The following is an 18055-nucleotide window of genomic DNA, read 5'->3' as shown; positions in this document are numbered from 1 at the left end:
TTAGTGGATTTGGACGGGTTACCACCTGACTATATCCATTATAAAGGACTTTTTCTTTGGATAACAGTAAATTAACGAAAATTTTGCCCATTCCTAATTTTTAGTTTTAATTAATGCAATGCTAGTGATGTTATTTATATAAAGCTATTGGAATTTGGAACTTCTTTAATTTATAGTTTAAATTTTGTCTGGAAATACCTAACCTTTCACTCGCATTTGTTACATTCCCTTGAAACTCCTCTAGTGCCTTTTTAATTAAATGTTGTTCCAATGTTTCCAGTTGTTCATTCAACGTACCTGAATGGATATTAATTTCTTTCCCTTCTGGCTCTTCTTCTTTTACTTCATTCAAAATTAATTCCTGAAATGGTAACGATAAATGATCGAAAGTAATTAGCTTTTCATCTTGGATTAAATTTAACGCTCCTTCAATCGCATGCTCCAATTGTCTTACATTTCCCGGCCAAGTATAATTGAGAAAAAAATTCATCACTTGATCATCGACTCTATCTACTTGAATCCCCATAGACTTTGTATGTTTTTTTATAAAATAATCAATCAGATTTTGAATATCAATTTTTCTTTTTCGTAAAGGTTGAATGTAAAGGTGGACGACACTTAAACGGTAATATAAATCTTCTCGTAATCTTCCATTTTTAATCGCCTCTTCCGGATCTTCATTTAATGTTGTTATGATTCGAACATCTACCGCTTTTTCTTTTGAGGAACCCAATCTCATCACTTTCTTTTCTTGAATGACGCGAAGAAGTTTTACTTGTAAATTAATACTCATTGAATTAATTTCATCAAGTAATAATGTGCCTCCATGAGCTTGCTCAAAAATACCAGCTTTTTCTAATGCACCGGTAAAGCTCCCTGCAGTCGTACCAAATAATAATCCCTCCAACAAGCTCTCAGGTAAGGCGGCACAATTTTGTGCGATGAATTTTTTTCTTTTGCGTGGGCTTACATTATGAATACTTTGGGCAAATAGTTCTTTGCCTGTTCCTGTTTCCCCTGTCAAAAGAATATTGGATGAAGATCTCGCAGATCTTTTTGCAATTTCTACTATTCTACCCATTTCTCTGCTTTGGAAAATAATATTCTCAAATTTAAAGCGTGTATTATTAGTAGGATCACCTTTATCCATCGATTTATCATATGTTAGTCGGTCATTTTGGAATTGTCTAATCGCTTGTTCTAACTCTTTTTCTTTCGTGATATCCTTTAATACTTCAACTGCTCCAATCCTTCGTTTTCCGACTACTAATGGAAAAGTGTTCGATAATATTGTAATTTCTTTTCCATTTGTCGAAAAATGTGTCTCACGGTGATTTAAATTTCTCCCTAATTTCAATGATTTCAAAAGTTTACTGTTTTCTTCCTCTAGTTGAGGAAAAGCGTCAAAAAGTTGTCTGTTTTTAATAGTTGCCGGTTCACGCGTGTTTATTTCTCCCATTTTTTTATTGTAAAACAGAAGTTTTTGCTCTTCATTAATGACACAAATTCCTACTTCCAACTGATCCAATAACATATCAAATGTTGTCATTTTTTCTTTTAAACTATCTAATTTATATTTTCCACGATGGATCTTCGTCATATTTTTAAAGATTAACAGAAATACACCTTTTTCCGGCTTTATGGTCAACAGCAACTCCTCTGTTCCAAAGTCAACAGGAATACCAGTTGACTCTTTTGCTCCGTTAAAGTATTTTTTCAAGTTTGGAGGAATTAATTCAAATACAGATGTTTGATAAAAATTAAAATCATTAAGAGAAAAAAGGCGCATAGCAGGGCGATTCAATTGCAATATTTCTCCTTTTGCGTCTGTAATGATTATACATTCAAAAAGGTTATTCCATACATCTTTTAAATAAATATTATCCATCTCTACTCCTCCTTTTAAAAATTCTACATCTTTTAAACAATTGTAACATAAGGAAAACAATTTTCCGAAATTTTTTTTGCCTTAGAAAAATATTTTTCGGTATTTTTGTCTGATATCGTTACTTTTTTGAATGATACTGCTTCTTTAATGTTTGGCATAAGAATTGCATCTTAATAATAGCAAATCTATATAAGGAGGAAAAAAGTTGAGTGTATCACTAAAAAATACAAAGGCAATCGATATTCATTGTCATCCTTTTCGAGAAGACAATAAATTTTTAACGGAAGTGGAATTATTAGAGCAACTATCCTTATCTGTTTTACCAAATATGTTTAGCGAGGAAAAAGTTACAGATAACCTTTATCCTGGAATGAATATGTATATGCAAATTACAATTCAAAGGCTCGCAAAATTTGTTTCAAGTGCCCCCACTGTGGAAGCAGTCGTTAAAAAAAGAAATGAACTTGCGAAAGACTTTCCATCTTATACTAAATCTTTATTCCAAGATGTAAACTTGGAAGGACTTATTGTTGACTACGGGTATCCTACTCCACGGATTCCGAGGAAAGACTTCAATCGTACGGTAGGAATTCCTACATGGGAAATATACCGAATTGAACCGTTAATGGACTCTTTACGAGAAGAATGTGATACTTTCGAAGAATTTATTGAAAAGTATCGTGATGCTTTAAGAAATGAATTACAAAAAGACCATATAATCGGACTTAAATCAATTATTGCCTATAGAAGTGGTTTAGAAATAGGTGAAATGGATAAAGATATCGCTTTTAGGGAATATGAGGAATTTCTTACTCATAAGCGTCCTATAGTAAAAGCATTACGAGATTACTGTCTTCATATCGCAATGGAAGAATGTAATGAAACAAGAAAAGTCATGCATATTCATACCGGTGTCGGTGATGGAGAAGTTATATTATCAAAAGCTAATCCCAGCCTGATGATTGATATGCTCCGAAGTTCAAAATATGAAAATACGAAAGTACATCTCGTTCACGGGGGATACCCTTGGATGGATGAAGCTGCATTTATTACAAGTGTGCTTCCAAATGTCTACATGGATATTAGTCTTCAAAATCCGTTCATCGGTCACGGTGTAAAGAGAATTATTTCTCAAGTCTTTGAATTTGCACCATTCAATAAAGTAATGTACGGTTCTGATGCTTTTACTGTTCCAGAAATGAATTGGTTAGGAGTATTGTTATTTAAGGAATGCTTTGAAGAAGTGTTAAATGAATGGATAGGTAAAGATTATATGAATACGGAGACAGCTCAAATGATCGGGGAAATGGTTCTTCACCGTAATTTTGAAACCGTATACAAAAATCATTTGGATTGAAAGGACGAAAATAACGTGCAGACTATTACAATGCAAGAAGATGTGTTACAACTTGTTGAAAAATATGATATTGAATTTATTCGAATAGAGTTTTTAGATTATTCTGGTATAACACGAGGGAGAACGATCCGTCGTGACAACCTTAGATCTGCAATGGAAAAGGGCGTAAATTTCAGTACAGCGATAATGAGCTTTGATGTATTTGATGAGTATATTCCTGATCCAATGTACGGTGCAGAAGATGGAGATTTCTTTGCGCTTCCTGATCCAACTACATTTGCAATTCTTCCCCATAGGAAAAATACAGCAAGAATGTTATGTGATTTGGTTGATATAAACGGAAACCCTTGGGAAGGATGTCCACGGTTTGCGCTGAAAAAATTACTCGAAAAATTGGAAGTGTTATTAAACGGAAGGCTCCATATGGCATATGAACAAGAAGCTTATTTACTTAAAGAAAAAGATGGGAAATTAATATCTGCAGATAATAGCCATTGTTTTTCAACTACGGGGATAGATATACAAGAAGATTTTATCCGTGATTTTGTCAATGCAATGGACAGTATGAATGTTAAAACCGAACAAATTTCAAGTGAATACGGACCAGGACAGGTAGAAGTAAATTTACGGTATACAGATGTTCTTAAAGCTACCGATGATCAAGTGACATTTATGCATGTATTTAAACAAATTGCTCGCAATCATGACATGATCGGGACGCTCATGCCAAAACCTTTTCAACATCTAGCTGGAAGCGGTTTGCATGTTCATATTAGCTTATACAATGAAGAAGGGGAGAATCTATTTGAAGATCTGACAGATCCAAAAGCTTTGGATCTGTCGCAAGAGGCTTATTATTTTATAGGTGGTTTGTTAAAACATGGTAAATCACTTGTTGCTGTTGGAGCACCGAGCTACAACTCGTATAAAAGAATGCAGCCAGGTTCTTGGGCACCAGCACATGTTTGTTATGGATCTGCTAACAGATCTGTACTCGTACGTATACCGGAAAAAAGAAGAGATAGAAGATTTGAATTCAGAGGGGCGGATGGCACATGTAACCCTTATCTATTAACGACTTGTATCCTTGCAGCAGGATTAGACGGAATTCAAAATAAAATTGATCCAGGCGAACCAATCAATAAAGATGTCAGTCAAATGGATGAGTTTCAATTAAAAGAAAAAGGAATCAGTTGGGTTCCAAGATCATTAGAAGAAGCGTTACAAAATTTTGCAGAAGATACTATTTTAGCAGATACTATCGGACGTGATATATGGATGGAGTTTATTAAAGTAAAAAGAAATGAATGGAACAAATTTAATGAATATGTCACTGATCGTGAGCAGCGTCTATATTCCAATATGTTCTGAAACGAAGAGATTTCTTAATAGACCATTATAAGAGAAAGAATTTTCCATTCATTTAGAAGCAAAAGTAATAGAATTGCTGAAACGATCGACAATCTTTGAAAAAACAGTTTCATCCACGGATCCCTCAGCGTGGCAAATACGCTAAACAGGAAAGTTAAGGTGAAATCACTAGAAAGTGGGCATAAGATTAAACCTTATTAGACTTCCCTTTTTACTTAAAGATGTAAGAAGATGATTATTTCCTGTCTGTTTTTAAAAAGAATGTAAGTAAGTTAAAAAGGGGGGAGAAAAATGAGAATTCACGCACTAATTAACTATTCTATTGCAGATTTAGGTATGATCAATAATTGGGCAGTGGAGAAGGGCCACATAGTTACCACAACAGAGGTCTATGAAAATAACCAATTCCCTAATATGGACAAATTTGATTTACTCATCATTCTCGGTGGCATAGTGGGGGCTTATGAAGAAGATGAACATCCATGGTTGAAAGATGAAAAAAAATTTATTAGGGAAGCAATAGAAAGTAATAAGGCTATTCTTGGAATTTGTCTCGGCTCTCAATTAATAGCTGAAGTACTTGGAGGTAAAGTATACCCGCACGAACAAACTGTTATTGGTTGGTGGCCAATCAGATTCTTAAAAGAAGTGGAGAATATTCCATTATTCAGTGGATTAAAAAGAGAATTAACACTTTTTCAGTATCATGGGGATACATTTCAATTGCCTGAAAAATCACAGGATATCGTGCGACTTGCTGAAAATGACGCAACCAAAAACCAGGCCTATATATTCAAGGATCGCGTAGTAGGTCTCCAGTTTCATCCTGAATTTAGCGAAGAAAAATTACATGAAATCGTATCATTACATGGACATGAAATTCATCCTGGACCTTACACGCAGCTAGCAAAAGACTTTTTAGGTCAACTCGACCATCTTAATGAAGCAAAGACATTTTTATTTACGTTGTTAGATAACTTTGAGAAAAAAGTAAATATAACAAGGAGGAAAAATAATAATGCAAAATAATATGCAAACGATTGTTGAAAACTGGATGAATGATAACAAGGATAGTTTATTAGACTTATTAAAGAAGTTAGTGAATTTTAAAAGTGTTAATTCGAAATTCATGAAAAATCCATCGGACAGTGAGGTTGATAAACTTCAAGATTTTTTAGAAGACTATTTAAAAAATCTTGGATTAGACACCGATAAATGGGATGTTTATGAAAATCAACCAAACCTTGTGGGAGTTTTAAAGGGGAATGGAAAAGAAGAAAACACCTTAATATTGAATGGACATATTGATATAGTTCCATCAGGTGACTTATCTAGCTGGTCCTATGATCCATGGAAAGCTGAGATAGATGCAGGAAAAATGTATGGAAGAGGTACTTGTGATATGAAAGCAGGAGTGGTTAGTAATATTATGGTAGCCAAGTTTTTAAAAGATATGGGGATTGAGTTAGATTCAGACTTGCAACTTCACATAGTTACTGATGAAGAAGCAGGAGGTGGGGGAACCAAATCAGCAATTGAAAGGGGTTATACTGGGAAAGGAGTAATTGTTACCGAACCTACGGATGGAATTATAAATCCAGTAGAAGGTGGATTGGAATGGGTAAGAATTATTGTTAAAGGTTCTACCGGCCATGCAGGATACAGATACAGTCATATCTACCCTGGTTACAATGAAAGTGCGGTAAATGTGATTGAAAAATCTCAAGTAATCCTAAATGGAGTATCTAATTTAGAAAAGGAATGGAGTAAGAAAAAATTTAATAATTTGCTGCCACCTGGTATTACAACGATTAGTCCTGGAGTAATGCTTGCAGGAGCCGGAGAAAATAATGGTTATCCAGCTACAACTACAAACCCTGCAATGGTACCGGATCATTGTATTATTGATTTTGATCTAAAATACCTTCCTACCGAGAACAGTTCAGATGTTCGAAAAGAATTTGAAGAACATATTCATAATGTATGTCAAAGTGATGAATGGTTGAAAGCTAACCCTCCAAAGATAGAATGGGAACTTTATGATTTACATTTTCCTGCAGTTAACACAAGTCTTGATCATAAATTAGTTAAATTTATTGAGGATAGTCAAAGTCAATTGAATGTTAAAACAAATTTTGGTGGGTTTGTCGCGGTATCCGATGCTGCATTTTATTCTGGAAACAATATACCCGCTGTTATTTACGGGCCAATTGGAGAAAGATTACACGGTCCTGATGAAAATGTAGATGTTGAATCCATTTTTGAGGTTACAAAAGTATTGATTTTAACTGTATTACAATGGTATGGAGTTTATTCTTTAAATAAAAATAAATACGAGACCCTATAAATTTTGTTCAATTTTTATTGTTGAAATCAGGGCACATTTCAATAGAGTTAATAGACTAATGATTGTGCCCCTTTTAATAATTTATTGGGAATTTTCATACTAATAATTAAGCATATTGAATTATAATTTCATTTAAAAGGAATGAATAAAATGAGTCTTCTAAAGGAATATGGTATTAAAGAGGATCCAAGATTTAAACAGGCTAGAAAAGAGAGTCTAAGAATTATGTATCTAGTAATTTTTGAATTTATTTGGGTCTTTACGTTTGCATACATTGGTACTTTATCAAACCCAAATAATTATTCTTATATACTAGGTTTTCCAATATGGTTCTTTTGGGCATTTGTAGGTGCTGGGATTGTATTTCCACTAATAGCTATTGTACTTTCAATGAAAACAAAGGACTGTAGTCTAACTGATAATGCAGAAATACCAGATGTTAAAAACGAGGATTTAAAAGTAAATGATAAAAATACTAAAACAGGAGCAGGCTATTAATTTTCTTGGGGTATAAAAATTTAAGTTTATTATCCCCGTATGAACTATCAGTAAAATGTAATTGATGTATCAAAAGCCTAACCTTAAAATATGAGAGGTGTTTAAAATGACAATAGCTGTTTTTGTCACTTACTTTATTGCTGTGATTTTTCTTACTTTTTACACTAGCAGGAAATTATCTAATAAATCAACAGATAATTTTTCAGAGGAGTTTTTTGTAGGTGGACGTAACCTCGGCCCCATAGCTCTTGCAATACTTGTAGCAGCTGGCGTAATGAGTACAGGTACTTTTGTAGGAACACCGGGGCTGAGTTCACAATATGGACCTGGTTATATTGTGCTTTTTGCAATGGGACAAATACCACTGACCTTATTTGTATTAGGAATATTCGGTAAGAAAATAAATATAGTCGGACGTAGAACGAATTCTGAAACATATATAGATATATTTAGACATCGATATGAAAACTGGAAACCATTAATAATGATTCTCGTGTTGGCAATATTAGTTGCTTTAATATCAAGTGCAGTTGCTGAATTTATTGGTGGCTCCAGGGTGATACAGTCAATGACTGGAATTCCTTTTGAATACTCCCTCATAGCTTTTGGAGTAATCATTACACTTTATACTGCTCTTGGGGGGTTAAAAGGAGTTGGCGTCGTAGGTATCTTACAAGGGTTCGTTATGACTGTTGCTTCATTAATACTTATCGTCGGTTATATTAGTTATAACAATGGTCTCACTCCGATTTTTCATGGATTACAAGATATAGATCCAAAATTGCTAACACCTACCTATGGTGGAGCTTTTCCGCTAATAGAAATGGCAGCCCTCTGGTTTACTTACAGTATTCTCCTTATAGGTTTACCATGGGGGGTCCAATCTGCTCTCGGGTATAATTCCACAAAAACAATGAAACGTGCAATGATTATTGGAGTAGTATTTGTAGGCATGTGGACTATTTTTATTAGTACATTTGGAGGTGCGGCAGCCCGAATATTTTCACCTGATTTAGCTGTTGCTGATTCAGCCATCCCTACTTTAGCGCAAGGTATTTTACCGGATTCTTTAGCTGGTCTTGTTTTAGCAGGAATAGCAGGTGCTGGGCAATCCACTATCGCTGCTTTATTTATTTTAGCAAGTGGGAGTATCGTAGTAAATATATATAAAGCATTTGTTAATCCTCAAGCTTCAGGTAACCGTATAAAGAGCATGTCTATCACAGTCACTGTACTTATAGGCATGTTAACTATATTACTTGCATTAAATCCACCCGAGTCTTTACAAGTAATTCTAACATTTTCAATAGGTGGTGCTGCATCATCTTTAATTGCACCTTTGATTTTAGGATTATTTTGGCCAAGAGCTAATAAATATGGTGCGTTAGCAGGGATTGTGGGGGGATTATTATGCTATCTCTTCCTTAATCAAATTTACTTAGGGATAGAAGTATTACAACAAGCTACAATATTATTTGCAGTACCATTTTCCTTTATATTAACAGCTCTTGTAAGCTTGCTAACTACTAAGCCTTCTAAAGAAACCATTCAAACATTTTTCGGGGAAGCATCATAGAGGTTATAAATTAGGCTATATAAATAAATTTATTAGATGAAATTTTATATAAGGAGTAATGTTATGAAATTACAAGAGTTAGGACAGCAACTTGTAAATGACTCGAAAGAAATAGAAGAAGAACTTATTTCGATACGAAGACATTTACATAAATATCCTGAACTCTCCTTCAAAGAGTTCGAAACAAGTAATTACATTGAACAAAAATTAAAAGAAATAGGGTTGCCACACAAACGAATAGGTGACACAGGGATTGTTGCCTGGATTGATGGTGAAAAAGAAACTGGGTCTTCCTCCTCTTTTACAATAGGGTTAAGGGCAGATATTGATGCCCTCCCTATCAAAGAGCAAACTGGACTTCCTTTCTCATCTGAGAATGAAGGTGTTATGCATGCGTGTGGCCATGATGGTCACACCACAATTCTTCTTGGTGCTGCACGCCTCTTATATCAAAATAAAGAACATTTCAAGGGTAAAGTAGTATGTGTTTTTCAACCAGGTGAAGAAGAAGATGGTGCAGCTAAAGAAATGATTCGCCTCGGGGTTCTCGAACATCCAAAAGTGAATGCAATGGTCGGTTTGCATCTCTGGCCATATATCCCTTTTGGAACGGTAGGAATAAGAAGTGGAAGTATGACAGCTTCATGTGATGATTTTACCATCAAGATTAAAGGGAAAAGTGGGCATGGCGCTAGGCCATACGAAGGAGTGGATGCCATCGCTGTTTCCCAATATATTATGCAAGCATTTCAGCACCTCGTTGTTAAAACGACGAGTCCACTTGATCCTATTGTTGTCCATGTCGGGAAAATTAATGGTGGATCCGCAAGAAATGTAATTGCGGACGAAGTAGTTTTAGAAGGTACAACGCGTACACTTACAAATGAATACAGGGAAATGATTGAAAAAGAAGTGAAACGATTAGCAGAAAATATTGCACATAATTATAACGCAAATATAGAGGTAGACTATGTGTGGGGCCACTCTCCAATCACAAATGACGAAGAAATAACAAATATTGTCAATGAATCTGTCCGTGAACAGTGGGGTTATGAGAAGGTTGTTGAGTTGGGGGAACCTTCTCTTGGAGCAGACGACTTCGGTGATTTCTCGCAAGTTGTCCCATGTTGCTACTTTCGGTTAGGTATTAAAAAAGGAGATGAAAAGGCGCACAGTCTTCACCATCCTAAGTTTTCATTTGATGACACGATCCTATTAAGAGGGGCAGCAACTTTTGCATATATTGCAATAAAAGCGATCAACAAAATGGGGGACTAAACATGTTAACAAAAGAAAAAGTCAAAGAACTGATCAAAGAGCATAATATTGAATTTCTGGATATTGGATATATGGATTATGCGGCACTGTCACGTATTCGTACTGTACGAGTTGATCAACTTGACAGTCTGTTTGAAGAAGGGCTTAACTTCTTTGGAGGCATGATGAGTTTTAACTCGTTTGATGAGTATATTCCAGAACCGGCATATGGAGTCGAAGGTGGCGACTTTTTCGGAATCCCTGACCCTTCCACTTTTGCAATCTTACCTCATCGCCAAAATACAGCCCGCATGTACTGTGATTTAGTAGATGAAAACGGTGAACCATGGGCAGGGTGTCCACGCCAAGCATTAAAGAGGGTCACTAATGATGCAGAAGAATTATTAGGTGGAAAAATGAATATGGCATTTGAACAAGAAGCCTATCTGTTAAAAGAGGAAAACGGGCGACTTACAACAGCAGATGAATCACACTGTTTTTCTATCGAAGGAATTCAATTACATGAAAACTTTCTGCACGATTTCGTAAATGCGATGGAAGTTGCTGGTATTACAGTCGAAAAAATCTCCAGTGAATACGGCCCGGGCCAATATGAAATAAACTTAAAATATGCACCAGCCGTAAGAGCAGCAGATGAACAAGTTTCATTTATGCAATTATTTAAGCAAATTGCATTAGTTAAAGGGCTTGTAGGGACGCTTATGCCGAAGCCTTTCGACCATCTGTCGGGAAGCGGATTACACGTTCATATTAGTATGTTTGATAAGGATGGAAAAAACACTTTTGAGGATCATTCCAACCCACTCGGAATGACTAAAGAAGCCTATCATTTTGTTGGCGGATTAACAAAACATGCACGTTCACTGGTTGCCATCGGAGCACCGAGTATTAATTCTTACAAACGATTATACCCAGGCTCTTTTGCTCCGTCTCATGTTAGTTACGGAATAGGTAACCGCTCTGTTTTAGTCCGGGTAACTGAAAAAAGACGTGGCAGCCGTTTTGAGTTCCGAGGTGCTGATGGGACATGTAATCCATATATGTTAGCAACTTCTCTAGTGGCTGCTGGAATAGACGGTATAAAAAATAAAATCGATCCGGGCAAACCGATTGATTTTGATGTAGGAACAATTAGTCTAGAAGAAATGAAAAAGCGAAATATTGAACTTGTCCCAGGTTCATTAGAAGAAGCAATGGACGAATTGGAAAGGAATGAAACGATGGCAGAAGCTCTTGGTCCAATTTGGAAAGAATTTATTAATGTAAAAAGAACTGAAGCTGCAAAAGCGAAAAGACATGTTACCGATTGGGAAAGAGATTTATTAAGTCGTCGTTATTAAGCAATTAATTGTTGATGTACAAGGGAAAGGAATAGATTATTAGAATGGAATTGGTAGAAAATCGCATAACCATACAACCAGCTGATGAAAAATAGCAGTCTGTTGCTACTGTATATGCGGCCTTGAATTACCCGTCTTTTAAGTCAGTATTCATGGAAATGTAATCGAGATCACGCCGCCACTTATTATTGCGAAAGAAGAAATGGACAAGGTGGTGGCGATTCTCGACCAATCTATCAAGGATGTAAAAGAAAGTAAATGTCAACATGGGTAAACTAAATATTCTGTTATGGGAGCTCAACCTGGATTCCGGGGGGTTTATAACGAAGTAGTCTACAATTGCCGATACAACAAAACTCCTGCCTCGTTATACAAAATATATATGTAACGAGAACTTATATATCTACATCCCTTTATAATCACATTCCTCATGGGAATCCAGGGCACAATAGTGGCTACATTATTGATGGCTAGATCAAGGAAGATTCTATGACCATCAGAGAATGTAACAGCACAGTGTGATTTCCATTCTATTCTTTTGTGATGTTGGTCATCGCATAACCTCTCGAATGGTTTTTCTAAGAAAATTATCGCATGGATGAGCACCGTTTCCTATATGTATCTTATTTGACGCTTACAGACTACTTATGTAACCTGAGCGACTGATAGAAATACTACCTGCAGAAGTTGTCCCCAATTAAGTTTTCAATATCGGGAACAATAACCTGGAGGAATTCCCGAAGGAGGGGTACTGGAAACATACGCTTCTACAGATTCATTACATAAAGCTGTTGGATTCAAACTAGAGACTTCCATAGAAGAAGGTTTGTAGAAGTTTGCGGCTTAGTATGTGCGGAACTATATTATATCTTTGAATGAATCATATTAATAAATGAATCCATACGCAGGGATGTTGTTTTTTATTAAATACGGCCTGGAATCCACAACCTATTTGAGTAAAAAGAATTGTTTTTTGGGTTATCTTATCGTTATTTGAGGTAACAAAAACCATGTGGTCATTAGAAACTTTTGATATATATAAATTGTCATACTCCTTTTCTTCGTAATCTGATAATAATGCCATATCTACTTCACCATAATGTAATAAGCTTCTTAACTTATCACTATCCCCTGATTTTAGTTTAACATCTACCAGAGGATATTTTTCTATATATTCATTAATAAAAGGAAGAAGTTTGTGGATAGCCAATGATTCTGTGGTACCAATCACAAGTGTACCTTTTGGGATACCTGAGTATTTAACTTCTTCAATAGATAGAGAATATAGATTTATCATTTCAATGGCATATTGCAAAAATGACTTTCCGATTTCTGTTAATATGTTTTTATTTCCCATGCGTTCAAAAACCGGAACCCCTAATTCATTCTCAATAGCTTTAATATGCGAAGTTATATAACCAAGGCGAGCTGCAGATCGATTAAATCCTTTTAGTTCTACAATTGTTTTAAGGATTTTAAGTGACGAATTTCCATATGAATTCCTCAAATCAGCATTTTAATTGACTGAACTCTGTTATATATTAGAATCAGTTAAAAATCAAGAGAAGATTGCTTCATTAAGCCACAATATAAATCGTAAGGATATCATTATAATTAGGGCTATCATTTTCAAAAATTAATATGGTAGCCTTGGCCAAATTATATTTCTATGATTTTTAGGCTTTACATCAAAATCCATGGTTGACATGTTACTTCGGAATGCTGAATCATATATTCTTCATTACATTCAACAAGAATCCGTTATTGATAGACATTCGGGTTTCTTGTGAAAAAATGGAGTCGTTGTAAAGTTTTAATCTTGTTTTGCCGGCCCTCAACTACCGCATTTGTGTAGCGTAAACGGTGATAGTAACGATCTCATCTTCCCAGTTTTTCAGGGTTTTCAGACATTCCTCAATCGCTTTGTGCTTGATAGCATGTCCTTGACTGTATCATTATCATATTGCCATATAAAGTAGAAGTCACAGCTCTGGCATTGCAAGGTAATGCACGTATGTATAAGAAATACCCATGGATAAATGACGGACACAAAGGTGGTAAGGTGTTCCATTTCTATCTCTTACCACAAAAACTATTACATAGAATCAGTTCACATGTCCCAAGAATGATTATCGTCCTTTTTGTACTAAAATTTCTACTTCCCCTCCTTCGTCCGAGGCAACGGACTCAACAAGAAAAGCATCTTTACCCCGCACATAATAGATTCCACTTCTATTTTATTTTCCATATACGGCTACATTATAAATGAACAATTTATAAATAAAATAAAAAAATCAAAATTTATGGTTGAATTATAATACTACATTTGATAAATTATAGTTAATCGATTTCAGAAACCGATTTCAGAAATCGGTTTCAAGTATTACAATTACTTCCTAACAGAGGGGAGAAGGTTTAGTTGAAAGTTACCATGGAAGATGTGGCAAAAGCGGCTGGTGTGTCAAAAACTACCGTTTCAAGAATCATAAACGGCAATTATCAATACGTTACGGAAGACACTAAGCTGAAAGTTTTAAAAATAATTAAGGAGCTTGATTATAGGCCGAATGCTATTGCCAAAGGGCTAAAGCAAATGAAGACTAACGTCATTGGTATCGTGTTATCAAACTTGCAAAACCCATTTTGGAGTAGCGTTCTTGATGGTGTAGAAGATAGATGTCAATCATTAAACTACAACTTAATGATTTGTAACTCGAAAGAAGATGCAAAATTAGAAGCTGAACATATTAAGGGTTTACGAGTTCGACAGGTAGACGGTCTCATCATGAACCCCACTATGAAAAATGAAGAATTATATAAAGAGATTGCTGAAAATAACGACCCGTTTGTTAGTATCAATCGTAAAATCCCAGGATTAAACATAAAAACAATAACAATTAACAATGTTCAGGGTGCGAAGTTAGCAGTTGACCATCTATTAAAGATTGGAAGAAATAAAATAGCAATATTAGTTTATCCATACAATAATATTAGTCCCCGTCTAGAAAGAATTGAAGGATACAAAAAGGCGATAAAGAACTTCCATGAGCCAGTTGAATATTCATATGTTCATGAAATTGAGGAAACAAAAGGAGTTGCTAAAGAACAAGTAAAAAAACTACTAAAAGAAGATATGGCACCTAATGCTATTCTATCTACAAATAATATGATGACGTTAGAAATTTTAGAAGGAATTAAAGAGTCAGGGTTAAAAGTTCCAGATGACATTTCAGTAATTGGATATGATGAAACAGTTTGGTCAATGCATTTAAACCCACCTCTAACAACTGTATCGCAACCAGCTTACGAAATGGGAGGGCTTGCAGCAGAGCAACTAATTGATTTAATAGAAAACAAAAAACATAATCAGGCAAACACTGTTGAATTAGAACCGAAACTGATTAAAAGAGTCTCTTGCGGACATGCGTCAGAGAAATTATGAACGAATTGTACAAGGAGGAATTACTTATAAAATGAGTTTAAAACTAAACATTTATCCGTTAAAAGAAAGACTTCCAAAAAAACTTATTCAAAGATATGAAAACGCTGTTTCTCCCCACATCAGTGACAATATGAATAGACTTTATAGCTTTCCGTATTATTTACGACCATATCATAAAGAAGGCAAGTTATTAGGATCTGCATTGACTGTGAAAACAAGACCAGGTGATAATTTATTGATCCATAAAGCTATTGATATGGCTGAGCCAGGAGATGTAATTATAGTAGAAGGAGGTGGAGATAGCACTAATGCAGTTTTTGGTGAAATAATGTTGCGACTGTGTCAAAAGAAAAGAATTGCTGGCGCGGTAGTAGATGGATGTATTAGAGATATTGAAGCTTTTAGAAAACACGATTTCCCAATATACGCAAAAGGTGTAACCCACAGAGGTCCATACAAAGAGGGACCTGGAGAAGTTAATGTACCAATCAGCATAGGAGGGTTGGTAATTAACCCTGGAGATTTGTTAATTGGGGATGAAGACGGTGTTGTCTCCATTCCTTTTGAGAGGGCAGAAGAAATGATCGAATTAGTAGAGGAACAACAAGAAAAAGAGCAGATTATCATGAACGACATAGAAAAAGGAACGATTGATCGTAGTTGGATCGACGAGACGTTAGCAAAAAAAGGATGTGAATTTCATGACACTCCTTTCAAGGTATGATTGGAAAGAATTACGGGATTTTTGTATTAAATTGTTTAAAAAAAGGGGGGTTAATGATGAAAACGCTTCAATAATAGCTGATGCTCTCATTGAAGCAGACTTAAGAGGAGTATATTCCCATGGGATTGTTCGGACAGCAATATACCTAAAGCGTATCGAAGAAGGTATGGTAGATCCGTCATCTTGCATTGAGATTATTAATGATAACGAAATAACAACCCTTATAGATGGAAATAATAATTTGGGAGCGGTAGTAGGTAAACAGGCCTTGAATTTAGCTTTAAAAAAATCAGACAAAAAAGGTGCTGCTATTGTAGGAGTGAAAGGCTCAAATCATTTTGGAACCGGTGCTTTCTATGCTGCAAAATCAATAAGTCAGGATAAAATTTTGCTGGTTATGTCGAATGCTTCTCAAACAATGCCTCCAACTGGGGGAATAAGACCATTTATTGGTACAAACCCTTTATCCATCGGAGTGCCAACTGATAAAGAAATTCCATTTATCTTGGATATGGCTACAAGTGTTGTTGCAAGAGGGAAAATTATAGTAGCTAGTCAAAAAAATGAAGAGATTCCATTAGGATGGGCCGTTGATAGACACGGGAAACCTACTACGGATCCAAATGAAGCCCTGGAGGGATCAGTACTTCCAATGGGGGGGCCAAAAGGATATGCAATTTCTATGATGATTGATATTCTTTCCGGTGTACTTACTGGTGCTGGTTTTGGGAAACACATAAATAATATGTATGAAAATTGGGGACAGCCTCAAAACGTTGGTCATTTTTTTATAGTAATTGATATAAAACAGTTTATTCCTATTGAAGAATTTAAGCAGCGAATGGATCAATATATACGTGATATTAAATCAGAGCCAAAAGCAGAGGGTGTTAAAGAAATTCTTATACCAGGGGAAATTGAATATAAGAAGTCAGAAGAGCAAAAAAAATATGGAATTGAATTGCCGGACAGCGTAGTAGAAGAACTCAAAGATCTAAGTCAAAAGTATGGTGTAGAATTCGTTTCTAAGAAAGTAACGTCTTCTATAAAATAGATAGGAGGAATAAAGTATGGGCGCATTGTCTACTTTTAGTTATGCCATTCCCACAGCTATTGAATTTGGTAATGGCGCAATAGAAAAACTTTCTGAATTAGTGAATAATCTAAATGGTTCAAAAGCTATTATTGTAGCGGATCCAGGGGTCGTAAAGGCAGGTATTGTTGATAGGGTAATAGATTCCTTACAGAAGAATATTCCATACATTGTTTTTTCAGAAATTGAATCAGATCCTGAGGTTCAATCCGTTGAAAAAGGTTTGGAAATTGCCAAAGAGGAATCCTGTGATATTGTTATTGGAGTTGGGGGAGGAAGCTCCTTAGATACTGCAAAAACAATTGGATTATTAATGAATAATGACGGAGGCGTAAGAGATTACGTGGGGTTAGATAAGGTACCCAATCCAAGTTGCCCTACCATAGCCATTCCCACTACAGCTGGAACAGGTAGTGAACTCACTATTTTCTCTGTGCTTTCTGATAAAGAGAATAAGGTTAAAATCAGCATTGGTTCTTATTATAACTGTCCGGATATCGCTTTATGTGATCCCGAGCTTACATTATCTTTGCCACCTTCTATAACGGCAGCAACGGGTATGGATGCTCTAACGCATGCGTTAGAATCATTTGTTAACAAAACTACTCAGCCAATTTCAGAAGGAATGGCTAAACAATCAATGAGATTAGTCAGTGAAAATCTTCGTTTAGCTGTTGTACAGGGAGAAAACAAAGAAGCCAGATACAATATGCTTCTTGCAAGTACCATGGCCGCGATGGCATTTAACGTTACTAGATTGGGACTTGCTCATGCTTTAGCAATTCCACTAGGAGCTCGTTTTAATATTCCACATGGTACAGTGAATGCCATGTTACTACCGGAAGTGATGGAATATAACTTGATTGGTGCTGAAGATAAATTTGTAATCATAGCTGAAATCTTTGGAGAGCAAACAGAATTATTATCTAAACGAGGAGCTGCTGAAAAGGCTGTAACTGCAGTAAGACGATTAAAAGAAGATGTCGGTATTACGCATAAATTACAAGACTTCGGCGTTCAAGAGGAAGACTTAGATATTATAGCAGAAGAAGCAATGCAGTCTGGAAATGTACCTGTAAATCCTCGTAAACCTTCTCTTGAAGATTTAAAAAATATTTGCCGAGCAATTATGTGAATTTAA

The 18055-nt window shown here is 35.5% G+C and carries 14 protein-coding genes; 12 read left to right on the top strand and 2 right to left on the bottom strand.

Annotation, left to right across the window (positions count from 1 at the left end; genetic code table 11):
- Positions 1-130 precede the first annotated feature (130 nt).
- Positions 131-1888 carry a sigma-54 interaction domain-containing protein gene (locus ACDX78_RS08295; protein ID WP_486026905.1) on the bottom strand — a complete coding sequence of 586 codons (1758 nt, stop codon included), beginning with the start codon at positions 1886-1888 and terminating at the stop codon, positions 131-133.
- 205 nt (positions 1889-2093) lie between these two features.
- On the opposite strand from ACDX78_RS08295, the gene ACDX78_RS08290 reads away from it, so the two are divergent.
- The 8 genes from ACDX78_RS08290 to ACDX78_RS08255 all read left to right on the top strand — a co-directional run bounded on the left by ACDX78_RS08290 (position 2094) and on the right by ACDX78_RS08255 (position 11655).
- Positions 2094-3245: an amidohydrolase family protein gene (locus tag ACDX78_RS08290; RefSeq protein WP_486026903.1), complete on the top strand. Its 1152-nt coding sequence runs from the start codon at positions 2094-2096 to the stop codon at positions 3243-3245.
- A 15-nt stretch (positions 3246-3260) separates the two neighbouring features.
- Entirely contained in the window at positions 3261-4616 is a 1356-nt protein-coding gene (locus tag ACDX78_RS08285) for a glutamine synthetase family protein (protein ID WP_486026901.1), read from the top strand.
- Positions 4617-4907: 291 nt separating this feature from the next.
- Positions 4908-5645, top strand: coding sequence for a type 1 glutamine amidotransferase (locus ACDX78_RS08280; protein ID WP_486026899.1), 738 nt, complete (start codon positions 4908-4910; stop codon positions 5643-5645).
- Complete coding sequence (locus ACDX78_RS08275) at positions 5635-6963, top strand: ArgE/DapE family deacylase (RefSeq protein ID WP_486026897.1); 1329 nt, start codon at positions 5635-5637, stop codon at positions 6961-6963. The genes ACDX78_RS08280 and ACDX78_RS08275 overlap by 11 nt, the downstream gene beginning before the upstream one ends.
- Positions 6964-7113: 150 nt before the next feature.
- Positions 7114-7461 carry a DUF997 family protein gene (locus tag ACDX78_RS08270; protein WP_486026895.1) on the top strand — a complete coding sequence of 116 codons (348 nt, stop codon included), beginning with the start codon at positions 7114-7116 and terminating at the stop codon, positions 7459-7461.
- A 106-nt stretch (positions 7462-7567) separates the two neighbouring features.
- Entirely contained in the window at positions 7568-9037 is a 1470-nt protein-coding gene (locus ACDX78_RS08265) for a sodium:solute symporter family transporter (RefSeq protein WP_486026894.1), read from the top strand.
- Positions 9038-9100: 63 nt separating this feature from the next.
- On the top strand, positions 9101-10315 hold the full coding sequence (locus tag ACDX78_RS08260) for a M20 metallopeptidase family protein (protein WP_486026892.1): 1215 nt from the start codon (positions 9101-9103) through the stop codon (positions 10313-10315).
- Positions 10316-10317: 2 nt separating this feature from the next.
- On the top strand, positions 10318-11655 hold the full coding sequence (locus tag ACDX78_RS08255) for a glutamine synthetase family protein (protein WP_486026891.1): 1338 nt from the start codon (positions 10318-10320) through the stop codon (positions 11653-11655).
- Between the two features lie 880 nt (positions 11656-12535).
- Here the strand turns inward: ACDX78_RS08255 and ACDX78_RS08250 are convergent.
- Positions 12536-13162 (bottom strand): LysR family transcriptional regulator, encoded by a 627-nt coding sequence (locus ACDX78_RS08250; protein ID WP_486026890.1) that lies wholly within the window; start codon positions 13160-13162, stop codon positions 12536-12538.
- Positions 13163-14074: 912 nt separating this feature from the next.
- Here ACDX78_RS08250 and ACDX78_RS08245 point away from each other — a divergent pair.
- The 4 genes from ACDX78_RS08245 to ACDX78_RS08230 are packed head-to-tail and all read left to right on the top strand — an operon-like array spanning position 14075 to position 18049.
- The gene (locus tag ACDX78_RS08245) at positions 14075-15097 is read left to right on the top strand and encodes a LacI family DNA-binding transcriptional regulator (RefSeq protein ID WP_486026888.1); all 1023 of its coding nucleotides are present in this window, start codon (positions 14075-14077) and stop codon (positions 15095-15097) included.
- A 31-nt stretch (positions 15098-15128) separates the two neighbouring features.
- Entirely contained in the window at positions 15129-15821 is a 693-nt protein-coding gene (locus ACDX78_RS08240) for an RraA family protein (RefSeq protein ID WP_486026886.1), read from the top strand.
- Positions 15799-16875: an Ldh family oxidoreductase gene (locus ACDX78_RS08235; protein WP_486026885.1), complete on the top strand. Its 1077-nt coding sequence runs from the start codon at positions 15799-15801 to the stop codon at positions 16873-16875. Before ACDX78_RS08240 ends, ACDX78_RS08235 begins: the two co-directional genes overlap by 23 nt.
- 16 nt (positions 16876-16891) lie before the next feature.
- Entirely contained in the window at positions 16892-18049 is a 1158-nt protein-coding gene (locus tag ACDX78_RS08230) for an iron-containing alcohol dehydrogenase (RefSeq protein ID WP_486026883.1), read from the top strand.
- The last annotated feature ends 6 nt before the right edge of the window (positions 18050-18055 follow it).

The organism is Virgibacillus oceani (assembly GCF_041521345.1).
GTDB lineage: Bacteria > Bacillota > Bacilli > Bacillales > Amphibacillaceae > Virgibacillus_N > Virgibacillus_N oceani_A.
This window is presented reverse-complemented; position numbering and strand designations above follow the sequence as displayed.

Bases quoted from the DNA above. Each gene is read 5' to 3' on its own strand.
- ACDX78_RS08235 (WP_486026885.1), top strand. From the start codon at position 15,799: ATGACACTCCTTTCAAGGTATGATTGGAAAGAATTACGGGATTTTTGT.
- ACDX78_RS08255 (WP_486026891.1), top strand. From the start codon at position 10,318: ATGTTAACAAAAGAAAAAGTCAAAGAACTGATCAAAGAGCATAATATT.
- ACDX78_RS08265 (WP_486026894.1), top strand. From the start codon at position 7,568: ATGACAATAGCTGTTTTTGTCACTTACTTTATTGCTGTGATTTTTCTT.
- ACDX78_RS08240 (WP_486026886.1), top strand. From the start codon at position 15,129: ATGAGTTTAAAACTAAACATTTATCCGTTAAAAGAAAGACTTCCAAAA.
- ACDX78_RS08270 (WP_486026895.1), top strand. From the start codon at position 7,114: ATGAGTCTTCTAAAGGAATATGGTATTAAAGAGGATCCAAGATTTAAA.
- ACDX78_RS08230 (WP_486026883.1), top strand. From the start codon at position 16,892: ATGGGCGCATTGTCTACTTTTAGTTATGCCATTCCCACAGCTATTGAA.
- ACDX78_RS08275 (WP_486026897.1), top strand. From the start codon at position 5,635: ATGCAAAATAATATGCAAACGATTGTTGAAAACTGGATGAATGATAAC.
- ACDX78_RS08260 (WP_486026892.1), top strand. From the start codon at position 9,101: ATGAAATTACAAGAGTTAGGACAGCAACTTGTAAATGACTCGAAAGAA.
- ACDX78_RS08295 (WP_486026905.1), bottom strand. From the start codon at position 1,888: ATGGATAATATTTATTTAAAAGATGTATGGAATAACCTTTTTGAATGT.
- ACDX78_RS08280 (WP_486026899.1), top strand. From the start codon at position 4,908: ATGAGAATTCACGCACTAATTAACTATTCTATTGCAGATTTAGGTATG.